Here is a 14109-nt window from a genome sequence, read left to right as displayed (position 1 = left end):
AGCGACTTTATTAATACTTATTATAAAAAGAGCGGTCTCACGATCTATAATTCGTGAGCCGCCTTTTTAATATATATCAATCGTCTTTAAGCCTTTGTCTTCATCCCCATCTATTCCTCCTCCCGTATCTCCTCCGCCAGCTCCCGTACCTTATCCCAGTCCAGGATTCGGACGCCCTTTGGTACACGCTCCAGAATCTGTTCCTCACACATGGTGGAGATTAGATGCATCAGGTGGCGGTAGGAGATCGTTAAGTACTCCGCAATCTCTGTGTATTTCACAGACAGCAGTCCGCCGTTCTGGAGAAGGAGGAGACAGGCGGCAAAATTGTTGCGGCTGGGATAGGCGGTCAGGCTCATGTATTTGCGGTTCTGGGCCACATTCTGTTTTAAGGCCATGCTGCAGCAGAACCTCAGAAACTGTGCATCCTGCAGAAGTCCGGCGCGGCAGCCCTTTGTATCGATCTCGATAAAGCGGCATCTCGTCTGTGCCACCAGGGGATAGGGGCGTTTGTTCTCCTCAAACAGCTCCGGTACGCCGAAGAGGCTGAACGGCGTAAAAAAATTAATCAGCGACTGCCGGCCATTTTTATGGAAGCCATACAGCTTCGCCGTCCCAGAAAACAGGTAGAGAATCCTCGCCAGCTGATCGGTGTTGCGGATAATATATTCGCCCTTTTCATACTCTGTGACACGGACATGAGGACGGATATCAAAGGAAAAATGGCTCTCAAACTCATGCTCCTTAAGTATCCTGTCCGTCACGGCAGTGCTCTCTGCACTCTTCATTTCGCACCTCCTAAAATTCACCAAAATGTGAGAAATCTCATATTCTTTTCATTTCCTTTATTATATACTAAGTAAAGCAAAATTAATATGAATATTTGTATAGGAGTACAAACGTGTATAAGAAAATTGATTTCAGGGTACGCCCGCCCTACGGAAATTATCTGACCATGTTCCAGAACGAACAGGCGCATTTTGCACGACTCGCAGACGCATTCGATATGACCGTCTCCGACTCACAGCGCACGGGAAATCTGGAGCAGTTTGTAAAAGAAATGGATCTGGCAGACATTGAGATCTCAGTCGTTCCCGGAAGAAAGAATCTGGGAGTGGACAGCGAGGGAATGTTTCCGCTTACAGCGAAATATCCCGGACGTTTTATGATCTTTCCCTACATCGATCCGACCGACGGGGATGAGGCTCTTTACGAGATCGACCGATGCAGAGACCGGTGGGATATCCGGGGAGTGAGCATAGAGCCGACCTATCAGCCGAAGCCCTATGCCTTCGATGATCCGATCGCATTTCCCATGTATGAAAAACTCGAAAAAGAGGATCTGGCCCTGTTTGTGAGCTACAGCGCCAAGCTTCTGCCGGTGGTTGATCCGGACACGGTACGCCAGTTGGGGAGTGTGCTGCACCATTTTCCGGATTTGAAGATCATTGTGGGCCATGGAGGTTGGCCATGGCACTTAGAGGTGATGGCCATGGCATTTAACTCACCTAATATTTACATTGTTCCGGATATGTACGGATTAACCGGAGCGGGAAGCGGGGATTATATTAAAGCGGCCAATACGCTGATGAAGCACCAGATGCTGTTCGGCACGGCCTATCCCATCCTCAACATCATGGATACAGCCAGGTTTTACGAAAACTGCGGCTTAAAAGAATCCGTAAAGCCGGATTTCTTTTACAATAATGCAGCAAAGCTGCTCAAACTGTAACTGACCTGGCTGTACAGCCACCGCCAAACGCACAAAAAGAGGAGGAACGCAACATGAAAAAAGTATTATCTATCGGACTGTCAATCTGTATGGCAGCAGCCCTGTTCGGGTGCTCGTCCGGAACTGGCAGGGACACGGCTCCGCAGACGACGGCTTCCGCAGAAGCAGACACAACGAAGGCGAAGTCGTCCATCGATGACTACGTATACGACGGCGATCCGATTGAGATTCATCTGGGGGACATCAACAGCCAGTTTCCATTAAATCTGGCTTACAATCTGGGATATTTGCAGGAAGAATTTGAGGGAAGCAACGTGACCTTTACGATGGATTACTTCCAGAACGGTCCGGCCATCTCCGAGGCGTTCGCTTCCGGTGATCTGGATTTCGCAGAGTTCGGCGAACAGGCGGCGATCGCGGGTATCTCCGCTGACTACGGTTATAAGATTATCGGCCGCAACTGCGATACGGAAACGATGTATCCGCTGGTGGCGGGCAAAGATATTACGGACGCGGAGGGACTCAAGGGGGCTAAGGTCGCCGTATCCGTCGGCACCAGCGCCCACTACCTGCTTTTGACATACTTACATTCTCTCGGACTTTCCGAGGATGACATCGAACTGGTCAACACGAACGATACGGTAACTCTTCTCGCTTCCGGTGAAGTACAGGGTGCGGCCGACCAGCTGGCAAAATTCAGTTCTATGATCGATGCCGGTGACGTACATGTACTGGCTGACGGAGCTGTCAGCGAGACCTGCCAGATCAGTGCATTTGTGGGACGTACGGAATTCTGTGAGAAATACCCGGAAATCACGGCCAAGGTCCTGAAGGTGGTTCAGCGCGTGGATGACTGGATGGCGGAGAGCGAAGATAATCAGAAAAAAGCATTTACCACACTGGCGGAAATCACCCAGCGGGAGGAAACCTGGTTTTCCACCATGTACAGCGGCTCTAATTTCGGCATCAACTTGACGGAACAGGATCTGCGCGTGTTGGGCGAGGTGCTGGAATTCATGAAGAGTAATGATCTGTTATCCAATCCGGATATCACCATGGACGATATTCTGGAACTGAAATATCTGGAAATGGCCGGTTACCGGTAAATGGCATTAAAACCGGCGGCTGTCCGTCTGACTGGATGGTCCGCCGGTTTTGCCGTACATCGGAATATATGTGACTGTTCAGCCGTGCGGCGGTTTGCGCGGAAAAGTATGTTACAAGCTTGCTTGTATAAGTACTTTTCTGTGTAAACTGACATAGGGCTGAACGCCCGAGCTTCTTGTTTTCGTGCTTTTCGAAAACAAGAAGATGCACGGCTGAACAGTTACAAATATATGGAAAGGAAGTTTACGAATGTTCAATCTCAAAACCCAAAACAGCGCAAGACAAAATAAAATACTGCCGGTAATCGCCATTGTATTTCCCATCCTGGTGATTCTTATCTGGCAGTATGCGTCAACTCACGGACTGGTGAAGGCTTCTCTTGTACCGGCTCCCCTGACGATTGCGAAGACATTTCTGTCCTATATCGAATCAGGAAAGCTCTGGAAAAACTTAAGTGTCAGCTTCGGCCGTGTGGCGTGCGGTTATGTGATCGGCGCGATGTGCGGCGTGGCAGTGGGATTTCTGATGGGGTTGTTTAAGCCGGTGAGCGCAGCCTTAAACGGTATCGTCAGCGTACTCCGCCCGATTCCGACCATCGCGCTGGTCCCGATTGTGATCCTGTTAGCTGGTATCGGATTCTCGTCTAAGGTTGCAATTATCGCTTTCGGCTCATTCTGGCCGGTGCTGCTCAATACCATGCACGGAATTCAGACCGTGGACAACAAGCTGTTGGAAGTGGCCTACACATACCGGATACGGACCTCAAAAACTATTTTAAGGATCATCGTTCCCTCCTCCATCCCCGCCATTCTCACAGGCCTCCGGCTTGGAATGAGCAATGCGTGGATGAGTGTGGTTGCCGCAGAAATGATCGCTTCCTCCACCGGAATCGGTTATTTAATCACCCTGTCCCGCGAGACGGCAAATGCCCGCGTCATGTACATGTGCGTGCTGGTCATCGGCGTGATCGGCCTGATCATCGACAAGGGCCTGACCCGGCTGGAACACTATTATCTGGCAAAGACCCGCGGCATTATCGACAGCAAATAAGGAGGGCGGATATACCATGGCAGAGAACACAAATATTCTTGAGATCAATGGCCTGCATAAGAATTTCTTTATCAGGGGGCAGAAATTCGAGGTGCTCGCAGGCGTCGATTTAACGGTTAAAAAAGGGGAGCTGCTGGCCATAGTCGGAGCCAGCGGATGTGGAAAAAGCACGCTGTTAAAGCTGATCACCACTCTGGAGACGATCAGCTCCGGCGAGATCTTACTGGATGGGGAGCCGGTAAACGGGCCATCTCCCAAATGCAGCATGATATTCCAGGAGGCAAGGCTTTTTCCCTGGCTGACCGTAGAGCAGAACATCGAGTTTGTAATATCCGATACTGTGCCGAGGACCGAGAAAAAGAAAATGGTGGATTATTACATTAAACTGGTAGGGCTGACCGAGTTTACAAACGCCGTGCCGAACCAGCTTTCCGGCGGCATGCAGCAGCGTGTCAGCATCGCCCGCGCGCTCGCCACAAGGCCTCAGCTGCTTCTTTTGGATGAACCATTCGGCGCGCTGGATGCATTTACCCGTATGGCCATGCAGCAGGAAGTGCTGCGCATATGGGAGCAGGACAAGACGACGATGATGATCGTCACGCACGATATCGACGAGGCGATCTACTTAAGCAACCGGGTTGTGATTATGGGGAAAAATCCGGGTGTTGTAAAGAAGATTGTACCTGTAAACCTGCCATTTCCAAGGGATCGTACCGATTCCGCATTCCTGGAAATCCGCGGGGAGATTATGAAAGAATTTCTGGATACGTAAATTCGGAAGCGATTGCGATAGAGACGCTGGGAAAGGTAGAGAGTACACTACGTTTCACAGCGTCTTTCTTGAATTTCCATTTCCTCCGGAACTGTGGTATACATGAAAGAAGAGGTCCGGACCCGGTTAAGGCCGCAGAAATCCTGTAAAATCTTCTGTCAGAAGCCCCCGTTGAAAACTTTCAGGAAAAATGGTACACTGTTAGTTACAAAACAGGAACAGGAGAGATATCATGCTATTGAAAGAACCACAGTCCCGCTTCGAGGAGTACTACCGTATCTATGAAGAGTCCTTCCCCAGTAAGGAGCGGAGGACTAGGGAGCAGCAGAGAGACATTTTAAGTCATCCGCGCCACCGTGTCAGGATTAAGGAGGAAGACGGCAGTATGCTGGCGTTTGTGAGCTATTGGGAACTGCCCGGCTGTCTGTTTTTGGAACATCTGGCTACCACGGAGCGATGCAGGGGAAAAGGGTATGGAAAGCAGTTGGTGGAGGAATGCCTTGCCGAGACGGACAAACCCGTGTTTCTGGAGATTGAACCCGTGACGGAGAAAGACCCGATGACGGGAAGGCGGGCCGGTTTTTATGAACGACTGGGCTTTTTCATCAATACGTTCCCCTATATGCAGCTTCCGCTGAAGGAGGAGGACCATCCCATTCCGCTGTGGGTGATGAGTTATGGAAAACCTGTGACAAAAGAAGAGTTTGAACCTTATAAGAATGAAATACACGAGATTGCCTATGGAACGGCTTCTGACCGTTTCCGGCAGAAATAGAGAAAATGACAGCGAACCGGTGCTGCGGTGAATCAGGGGAAGCCGATGAATATTAATGAAATAGCGAAGCTGGCGGGAGTGTCCAGGGCGACGGTCTCACGGTTTTTAAATGACGGCTACGTCAGTGAGGATAAAAAAGAGAAAATAAAAAAAGTGATCGAGGAGACCGGGTATAAGCCTTCCGCCCAGGCCCAGACGCTGAGGACGAAGAAGACGAATCTGATCGGGGTGATTATCCCGAAGATCAATTCCGCATCCATCAGCCGTATGGTGGCGGGGATCAGCGCAGTGCTGTCCAAAGCAGGCTACCAGCTCCTCCTTGCCAATACGGATAATGATGAGAAGGAAGAGGTCAAGTATCTGCGTGTGCTGGCCGAGAACCAGGTCGATGGAATTATCCTGATCGGAACCGTGTTTACGGCGGCTCATAAAAAGGTCCTGAAGGAGCTTGCCGTTCCGGTGGTGATCCTGGGCCAGAGCCTTGCGGGGTATTCCTGCGTCTATCACGATGACTATCACGCAGCATACGACCTGACTTCTCTGCTGCTCGCCCATGGAAAGAACCCGGCCTGCATAGGCGTGCTGGAGCGTGACGAGGCGGCTGGTAAGCGAAGAAAGGAAGGCTTTCTGGAGGCGGTGAGAGACGCCGGAATCGGCGCGGACCGGGTACCCTATGCGGAAGGCAAATTCAGCATGAATTCCGGATACGAGCAGACAAAGCTCCTTTTGCGTGAAAATCCTGAGATCGATTCCATTTTCTGCGCAACGGACAGTATCGCCATAGGCGGTGTGACGTATCTGCGGGAGATCGGAAGGCGGGTCCCGGAGGAGATTCAGATTGCCGGAATCGGAGATTCTGACACAGCACGGGTATGCGTGCCGAGGCTGACCACCGTTCACTACTACTATAAGACGAGCGGGGAGGAGGCCGCGCGTATGCTGGTCAACATGCTGAGCACCGGAGACCAGATTCGCCGGGAGGTGAAGATGGGATATGAGATTGTTTATGGGAAGAGTACGATAGTTCAGGGGGAGTAAAGTTAAGTAAAGTAAAGTAAAGTAAAGTCGGATCGGACACAGGATATGGATACTGTTCGGCCCGGCTTATTTTAATTGAAAATTAATGGAAAAATTTAATGAGAAATTTAATGAGAAATTTTAGCGCAAGATTTTAATGGGAAATGTCTTTAAATAGGAAGACCAGCAGATTTTGTGCATTTTATACAAAAAAATAGTTTTTGTTTGTTGTATTGGACGGTTTACAGTAAAGATTGTAGGGTATATAATAAAAACAAGATATGAGATCGATCTCATATAAAATTAAAAGTAAACACAAAGAAGACAGAATAATAAAAGGGAAAAAGAATGGGAACAATTTCATAAGATGTATAGGAGGGTAATTATGGATTACAGGGAATCAGCAAAACAGGTATTTGAATTGATCGGCGGAAAATCCAATCTGATATCGGCAGCCCACTGTGCCACCAGACTGCGCCTTGTGGTGGCAGATGAGTCGGTCTGCAAAAAGGGAGCCATAGAAAATGTAGACGGGGTGAAGGGAGTATTCAGTGCCTCCGGCCAGCTTCAGATCATTTTCGGCACGGGCACGGTGAATAAAGTCTATGAGGAGTTTATCACTGTGGCCGGGATTACAGCCGCATCGAAGGATGAGGTAAAGCAGGCCGCCGCGAAGAAGGGGAATCCGTTCCAGAGAGCGATCAAGGCGCTCGGTGATGTGTTCGTCCCCATTATTCCGGCCATCGTTGCCAGCGGTCTCCTGATGGGACTTTTAGAAGGTATCTGCAAGGTATACCCGGCGCTTGCCGGATCGGGAACCTATACGATTCTTCACCTGATGAGCAGTGCGGCCTTCACTTTCCTTCCTGTCTTAATTGCGTTCAGCGCGGCAAAGGTTTTCGGCGGCAATCCATTTCTGGGAGCCGTTATCGGTATGGTCATGATCCATCCGGACCTCCTAAACGCATGGTCCGTGGCGGGAGCCGAGTCGATTCCGACTGCTTCCGTGTGGTTTGGTCTCTATAATATTAATCTAACCGGTTATCAGGGCCATGTAATACCGGTCGTCATCGCGGTGTTCTTCATGTCGAAGCTGGAGAAGAAGCTGCATAAAGTCGTTCCTGAGATGTTTGACTTATTTGTAACTCCGCTAGTGACGGTCCTTGTGACAGGATACGTAACTCTGACTGTTTTTGGCCCGGTCTTCTCGCTGCTGGAAAATGGCGTCCTGGAAGGCGTGAAGTTCCTGATCACCATTCCATTTGGCATCGGTTCGTTCTTTGCCGGCGCGGTCTACGCCCCGACGGTTGTGGCCGGAGTTCATCATATGTATAATGCACTGGAAGCCGGTCTGTTAAGCTCTGCCGGAATCAACACCTGGATGCCGATTGCCACGGCTGCCAATGTGGCCCAGGGCGGGGCGGCTCTCGCTATAGCCATGAAGACGAAGAATAAAAAAATGAAAGAGCTGGCGCTTCCGGCCTCCCTCTCCGCATTTCTGGGAATTACGGAACCTGTTATTTTCGGTGTGAACTTAAGATTTATAAAATCCTTTATTGCCGGCTGCATCGGCGGCGCCTGCGGAGCCATGGTATCCGGTATTCTCGGTGTCGGCGCTTCCGCTTACGGAATCACAGGATTGTTCGGATTCCTCATCACTACCGACTATGTATGGCAGTATGCGCTGGTCATTCTCGTGGCAGCAGCAGTGGCGTTCTTCCTTTCCTGGTCATTTTTCCACGACGAGAAGGAAGAAAAAGAGGCAAACGATAAAAAAGATGCAGACAACGAGTCTCATGATTCCAAAGAACCTTTCGTGAACACAACCGCAGAAAGTACTCCGAACACGCCTCATACCGTTTACAGCCCTCTGAGCGGAACTGTCATCCCTATGACAGAAGTAAAGGATCCTACATTTGCTGCTGAAGTTCTCGGTAAGGGAGCGGCGGTGGTACCATCTGAGGGAAAAGTCTTTTCCCCGTGTGACGGCACTGTAGTCACGATCTTTGAGACCTGCCATGCGATTGGACTGATGTCCGGAGATGGAACGGAGATTTTAATCCACGTAGGGCTCGACACCGTACAGCTGGGAGGAAAGCATTTTACTCCTCATGTGAAGAGCGGAGACACCGTGAAAAAGGGGGATTTAATGCTGGAATTCGATGCGGAAGCCATTCAGTCGGCGGGATACGATATTACGACACCAGTGATCATCTCCAACAGTTATGCATATTCGTCTGTGGCAATGAGCGCGGAGGGCGCCGTCAGAGCAGGAGATGTTTTGATTACAGTAACCGAAGGATGACCGCATCGGGATTTCCCCAGAATAAAACCGATGCGGCGCCAGATTTGAAAGGAGCCGGCCATGAACCGAACCACCGGAAATGAAACAAAGGACCCTTATCGTTTAAAACTTCATTTGACGCCCCCCGCTGGCTGGCTCAACGATCCCAACGGCTTATGTCAGTATCACGGCACATACCATGCATTTTATCAGTATGTGCCGGAGAACGCCCTGGGAAAGGGGAGAAAATGCTGGGGTCACGCGGTCAGCAGCGATCTGATCCACTGGAAAGACGAGGGCATTTTCCTGGAACCCGACCGTCCCTTCGACCGGGATGGCGTCTATTCCGGATGCGCCTGGACCGATGAAAATGGAATCCATCTCTTTTACACCGGAAATGTAAAGGAAGAGGGAGATTATGATTATATCCACGAGGGCAGGCAGGCCGCCCAGGTATTGGTGGAGACAAAAGACGGAAGCAGGGCGGGAGAGAAGAGGCTGCTTCTCACCAATGATGACTATCCGAAGGACTGCACGCTTCACGTCAGAGATCCCAAGATCTGGAAGGAAAATGGCAGATATCATATGATGCTGGGCGCCCGGAAGAACAGCGGCCAGGGCGCGGTGCTTCTCTATGAATCGGCCGATATGGTGACCTGGGAGTATGTCGGTGAGATGACAACAAAAAATCCATTTGGCTATATGTGGGAATGTCCGGACTGTTTTGAGATGGAGGACGCCGCATTTTTATCCATCTGTCCGCAGGGGCTGCCCCGGGGTGAATTTCAAAATCAGAATGTCTACCAGTCCGGTTATGTCCACCTTAAGGAAGGGATCGCCAAACCTCAGATAGTGGAAGCGGAGGCATTTACGGAGTGGGACAAGGGCTTTGATTTCTACGCACCGCAGACATTTACCGATGAACAGGGAAGGAGAATCTTAATTGGCTGGATGGGGCTCCCTGATATCGAGGGAGAGTACAGCAATCCGACGGTGGGCGATGGCTGGCAGCATGCCCTGACGCTTCCGCGGGAAATCACGTATGAGGCCGGCCGGCTGTGCCAGAGGCCGGTGGAAGAATTAAAGCGGCTGCGCCGAAATGAGAGAGAGGTAAAAACAGGAGAAACCTCCGTCCTTTCTGAGGGGATATATGAGGTAGAGATAGATAAAATAGAAATAAATCAGAAAGATATCAATCAAAAAGGTATCAATGGAATGGAACCGGCTTCCTGCCGTATCTGTTTTAACCAGGACCTGGTTCTGGATTATAAGGACGGAGTTTTCTCCATGAAATTTTTAAACCGGACGGGCGCAGGGCGTACTGTGAGGCGTGCCGAAATCGGCAGTCTGGAGGATATCCGCATCATCATGGATACCTCTGCAATTGAAGTTTATGTAAACCAAGGCAGCACGGTATTCACTTCCAGATACTATCCGGTATCCAGAGAATCTCGTGTCATGATCGATTGTGAGAAGAGCAGAATCAGACTGTGGGACTTAGAAAGTGTCTGATAATTGTGTTTCACTGTCCGGTCAATGGGTTCAGGGGGGATCAGGATTGGTTTACCTGACAGCGTCTTCCATGTTGTCAAGGTAAAGAAGGCAATCCATGATATCCCCCCTGGAAAGATCTATGCATTCCCTCATATAGGCGAAATGCTGTTCATCCAGCCCACTGCCTTGATTGATCGCCTTATCGTTAGAAAAATTCACATCTTCACAGGCAAAAAACATGTAGACATACAGATTGCCGCCTTCCATTGTCTTGAAATACGCCTCCAGATAAGCGTGCTCATCTTTTAACAAGGCCTCTCCTGCCTTCCGGTTGGCGTTTAAGAAATTCAGCCATTCTTCTGCGGTTTCCTCTTTCCCTTTGATGATCTCATACTTATACAGCCTGATATCCATTTCCTTTTTCATGTGTAGGACCTCCTTTTGAAATAGAGTTCTTTTTATTTGAAATATGGTTAGATGTAACTAACTATATTATACATGATTGATGCCTATGCGGCAATCATTCCTTTTAAATTTTATCAGCGCTCTTTTCTTTCGCTAATCATCTGGTATAATAAAACATAATGCTATAGGCGGTGATCATAAAGTAAAACTACAAAACCATAGCGGTATTAAAAGGAGAGACAAAAATCATGGCAAAATTTACGATTGTATTTCACAGTGTCTGCGGAAACACGTATCAGATCGCAGACTGTTTTTACAGAGCGCTTCAGGAGAGAGGGCAGGAGGTGGCTCTTTACAGAACCGCGGATGCCTCCTTCGAGTCAGGGGAAAAGAGGATAGAGGATTTCAAGTGTCTGCAGGATGCAATAGAGGCGGTGCCGGTCATAGAGGAAGCGGCGCAGGTTCTGGGAAGTGATGTGCTGCTTCTCGGTTCTCCGACGTATTACGGATGCGTTTCGGCGCAGATGAAGGCATTTATGGATTCCTTCGAAAAATTGTGGGTGGAAGCGCCTACGGCCGGGATGTATTTCGGGTGCTTCACATCAGCGGGAGACGGATGCGGCGGGCCGGAGCTCTGCCTGCAGGTGATGAATACCTTTGCCCAGCATATGGGCATGGTTCCGATCTCTGTTCCGTGCAATATCAAAGGAGCGGTTCAGCCGGCGTATGGAATCAAACACGTGTCCGGCGAGATGGCGGACCGGGCGGTGACGGAAGAGACAAAAACAGCGGTGCAAAATTATGTGGACCACATTCTGAAGGTCATTTCGTGACGGCAAAAGGCGGATGGAGGAGAGAAAGAAGGGCCTGAGACACGTAGAAAAGATACACAATTTTCAGGAAAAGATGTTCTTTTTTATGATATCTCAAAGAAAGGATTGAATTAAAAACTTCCTTGTGTTACCATGAGATTGGTCAGTTATTTCTACAAATTAATACATATTACAAGGAGGGTTCTTAATAAATGGATATCCGTTATTCAGCCAATCAGAAGGATTTTAAACGTTACACAACAGAAGAGACGAGAAATGAATTTTTAATCGAGAATTTATATGCTGCTAATGAAGTCGTAGCCGTATACTCCCACGTAGACCGTATGGTTACACTGGGATGCATGCCGACTACGGAGACTGTTTCCATCGACAAGGGAATCGACATCTGGAAAAACTTCGGGACAGGCTATTTCCTGGAGAGACGTGAGATCGGTATTTTCAACATCGGCGGAGCCGGCAAGATCACAGCTGACGGCGAAGTTTTCGATATGAACTATAAAGACTGCTTATACATCACAAAGGGAACAAAGGAAGTACTCTTCTCCAGCAACGATGCAGCGAACCCTGCAAAGTTCTACATGGTGAGTGCACCGGCTCACAAGGCCTGCAAGACAACCTTTATTCCGATTGAGAAGGCAGCAAAGAAGCCACTGGGCGCTATGGAGACTTCCAATAAGCGCGTAATCAATCAGTTCATCCATCCGGACGTTCTTGAGACCTGCCAGCTTTCCATGGGCATGACCGTGCTTGATCCGGGCAGCGTATGGAACACCATGCCGGCTCATACTCATGAGAGACGTATGGAAGTTTACATGTACTTCGAGATTCCGGAGAACAATGTGGTATTCCACATGATGGGCGAAGGAAACGAGACAAGACACATCGTAATGCAGAACGAGCAGGCTGTTATCAGCCCATCCTGGAGCATTCACGCAGGCGCAGGCACCAGCAACTATACATTTATCTGGGCTATGGGCGGCGAGAACCAGGCATTTGATGATATGGATGTAATCTCTACGACGGAACTTAGATAATGTAAATTCCATTGCCGTACAGGATACTTTCTGACGAAAAGAACGGGAATTGGCATAATTGATATGCCATTCCCGTTCTTTTTGTGTTACCTGTCCTGGAGTGTGTCTTAAGAATTTTCTGTGCAGTATCACCTTACAGAGGGGGAAAACGGCCTGAAATATGGATAAAAAATATAAAAATGTTAAAAAATGCAATAAAATATTAGAAATTACAATTCATATTGATTTTTGAAGCTGGTATGATTGTATCATCTTATAGAGAAGGAAAATCGTTCAAAGGAGGATCATATGAAAAGAAAATGGATGGCGGGGTTACTTACAGCAGCAGTGGTAATGGGACTTGCAGGATGCAGTTCGGGAAACAAAACGGAGCCGGCGGGGACTACGGCAGGGGAAGCTGCGGCAGAAACGACGAAAGAGGCAGCGGACCAGAAGGAGGCGGAGCAGGAAAAGGTAGAGCTGGAGCTGTTTCTTTCCAAAACAGAGATACAGCCGGTTATGGAAGAGCTGGCAAAGAAATTTGAAGAGGAAAATCCGAATATCAAGATCAATATAACTGTGACAAGCGATGGGCGGACTGTTCTGCAGACCAGACTTTCAACAAATGAGATGCCGGACCTGCTGAACACCTATCCGGCGGAGCAGTTTTATAAAGATATGTTCCGGGAAGGAATCATGATTGATATCTCGGACCAGGAATTCTTAAATCAGGTATCCCAGGAATCCCGGGATATGACAGTCTGTGACGGTAAGTACTATGCCCTTCCTTATTCGGTCAGCGCATTTGGTATCTACTGTAATAGCCGGTTGTTTGAACAGCAGGGAATCGAGCTGCCAACCACGTATGAAGAGCTGATTGCAGCGTGCGACAAGTTCCAGGCAGCAGGGATTCAGCCCATGGTGTCCATCGATAAAGAGCTTGGCAATATCGCACAGCGGTTTGAGCGTCTGGTCGGAGTCATCAACAATGACAGCAACTCCGAATTTGAGAAAATTGCAAAAGGGGAGATCAAGGCAGAGGATTCCGTAGCTTTGAATACCATAGCCGATGTCATGTATAAACTGTATGGATACAGCGGAGATGACTCCCTCGGTGTTGACAGCAATATCGGATATGCGGCCATGGCAAATGAGGAAGCCGCTATGATGCTGTGCGGTACCTGGGGGCTTACCACACTGAGAAATAATAATCCGGACGTCGATGTGGTTCTGATCCCATTCCCGAATCCGACCGGAGAGAAGACTAATGTTCCGATTAATGTAGACTGTTCCTTCAGCGTATGCACGAATACGAAGCATCCGGAAGAAGCCACGAAGTTCTTGGAATTTTTATCGCGCACAGAAAATGCACAGACCTACTGTGACGCCGATGGAAACCCGAATCTGATCAAAGGCGTGGAATATAAAGTAAGCGAGCATGAGCAGATCAACGCTGCGATTCAGAGCGGAGATACCTTCTTGACCGCAGTTAATTTCTGGCCTAATTCCCTTCGCGAGGAACTGCGGACACCAGTTCAGCAGCTATTCATAGACGGAGATAAGGAAGAATTCCTGCAGTCCTGCGATACCGCAATAAAGAGCTTCTATAATCAATAAATGACAGGGG

At 49.0% G+C, this 14109-nt stretch carries 13 protein-coding genes; 11 read left to right on the top strand and 2 right to left on the bottom strand.

Annotated features, from left to right (window positions below):
- Nucleotides 1-110 precede the first annotated feature (110 nt).
- Nucleotides 111-788, bottom strand: coding sequence for a cyclic nucleotide-binding domain-containing protein (locus H8S75_RS04510; protein ID WP_187019697.1), 678 nt, complete (start codon nucleotides 786-788; stop codon nucleotides 111-113).
- A 113-nt stretch (nucleotides 789-901) separates the two neighbouring features.
- Between H8S75_RS04510 and H8S75_RS04505 the strand changes: the two genes are divergently transcribed.
- The 8 genes from H8S75_RS04505 (at nucleotide 902) to H8S75_RS04470 (ending at nucleotide 10249) form a co-directional block, all read left to right on the top strand.
- Complete coding sequence (locus H8S75_RS04505; protein ID WP_349768864.1) at nucleotides 902-1732, top strand: amidohydrolase family protein; 831 nt, start codon at nucleotides 902-904, stop codon at nucleotides 1730-1732.
- A gap of 53 nt (nucleotides 1733-1785) precedes the next feature.
- Nucleotides 1786-2838: an ABC transporter substrate-binding protein gene (locus H8S75_RS04500; protein WP_187019696.1), complete on the top strand. Its 1053-nt coding sequence runs from the start codon at nucleotides 1786-1788 to the stop codon at nucleotides 2836-2838.
- Between the two features lie 250 nt (nucleotides 2839-3088).
- Nucleotides 3089-3889 (top strand): ABC transporter permease, encoded by an 801-nt coding sequence (locus H8S75_RS04495; protein ID WP_187019695.1) that lies wholly within the window; start codon nucleotides 3089-3091, stop codon nucleotides 3887-3889.
- A 16-nt stretch (nucleotides 3890-3905) separates the two neighbouring features.
- The gene (locus H8S75_RS04490) at nucleotides 3906-4661 is read left to right on the top strand and encodes an ABC transporter ATP-binding protein (protein WP_187019694.1); all 756 of its coding nucleotides are present in this window, start codon (nucleotides 3906-3908) and stop codon (nucleotides 4659-4661) included.
- A 232-nt stretch (nucleotides 4662-4893) separates the two neighbouring features.
- Complete coding sequence (locus H8S75_RS04485; protein ID WP_187019693.1) at nucleotides 4894-5436, top strand: GNAT family N-acetyltransferase; 543 nt, start codon at nucleotides 4894-4896, stop codon at nucleotides 5434-5436.
- A 45-nt stretch (nucleotides 5437-5481) separates the two neighbouring features.
- The gene (locus H8S75_RS04480; RefSeq protein ID WP_187019691.1) at nucleotides 5482-6474 is read left to right on the top strand and encodes a LacI family DNA-binding transcriptional regulator; all 993 of its coding nucleotides are present in this window, start codon (nucleotides 5482-5484) and stop codon (nucleotides 6472-6474) included.
- 364 nt (nucleotides 6475-6838) lie between these two features.
- Nucleotides 6839-8758 (top strand): PTS sucrose transporter subunit IIABC, encoded by a 1920-nt coding sequence (locus tag H8S75_RS04475; protein WP_187019689.1) that lies wholly within the window; start codon nucleotides 6839-6841, stop codon nucleotides 8756-8758.
- A gap of 60 nt (nucleotides 8759-8818) precedes the next feature.
- Complete coding sequence (locus H8S75_RS04470; RefSeq protein WP_187019688.1) at nucleotides 8819-10249, top strand: glycoside hydrolase family 32 protein; 1431 nt, start codon at nucleotides 8819-8821, stop codon at nucleotides 10247-10249.
- Between the two features lie 51 nt (nucleotides 10250-10300).
- On the opposite strand, the gene H8S75_RS04465 is transcribed toward H8S75_RS04470, so the two are convergent.
- The gene (locus H8S75_RS04465) at nucleotides 10301-10657 is read right to left on the bottom strand and encodes a DUF6176 family protein (protein WP_187019686.1); all 357 of its coding nucleotides are present in this window, start codon (nucleotides 10655-10657) and stop codon (nucleotides 10301-10303) included.
- Nucleotides 10658-10884: 227 nt separating this feature from the next.
- Here H8S75_RS04465 and H8S75_RS04460 point away from each other — a divergent pair, with 227 nt between their 5' ends.
- The 3 genes from H8S75_RS04460 to H8S75_RS04450 all read left to right on the top strand — a co-directional run bounded on the left by H8S75_RS04460 (nucleotide 10885) and on the right by H8S75_RS04450 (nucleotide 14099).
- Nucleotides 10885-11469: a flavodoxin family protein gene (locus tag H8S75_RS04460; RefSeq protein ID WP_025531180.1), complete on the top strand. Its 585-nt coding sequence runs from the start codon at nucleotides 10885-10887 to the stop codon at nucleotides 11467-11469.
- A 191-nt stretch (nucleotides 11470-11660) separates the two neighbouring features.
- A complete protein-coding gene (kduI, locus tag H8S75_RS04455; RefSeq protein ID WP_002602190.1) occupies nucleotides 11661-12503 on the top strand; it encodes a 5-dehydro-4-deoxy-D-glucuronate isomerase in 843 nt (280 codons plus the stop codon).
- Nucleotides 12504-12791: 288 nt separating this feature from the next.
- On the top strand, nucleotides 12792-14099 hold the full coding sequence (locus H8S75_RS04450) for an ABC transporter substrate-binding protein (RefSeq protein WP_187019684.1): 1308 nt from the start codon (nucleotides 12792-12794) through the stop codon (nucleotides 14097-14099).
- Nucleotides 14100-14109: the final 10 nt, after the last annotated feature.

Origin of the sequence: Hungatella hominis (genome assembly GCF_014288005.1) — a bacterium.
In the GTDB taxonomy this organism is placed as follows: domain Bacteria; phylum Bacillota; class Clostridia; order Lachnospirales; family Lachnospiraceae; genus Hungatella; species Hungatella effluvii.
The sequence above is the reverse complement of the archived record's forward strand: the minus strand, read 5'-3'. Positions and strand labels throughout refer to the sequence as shown.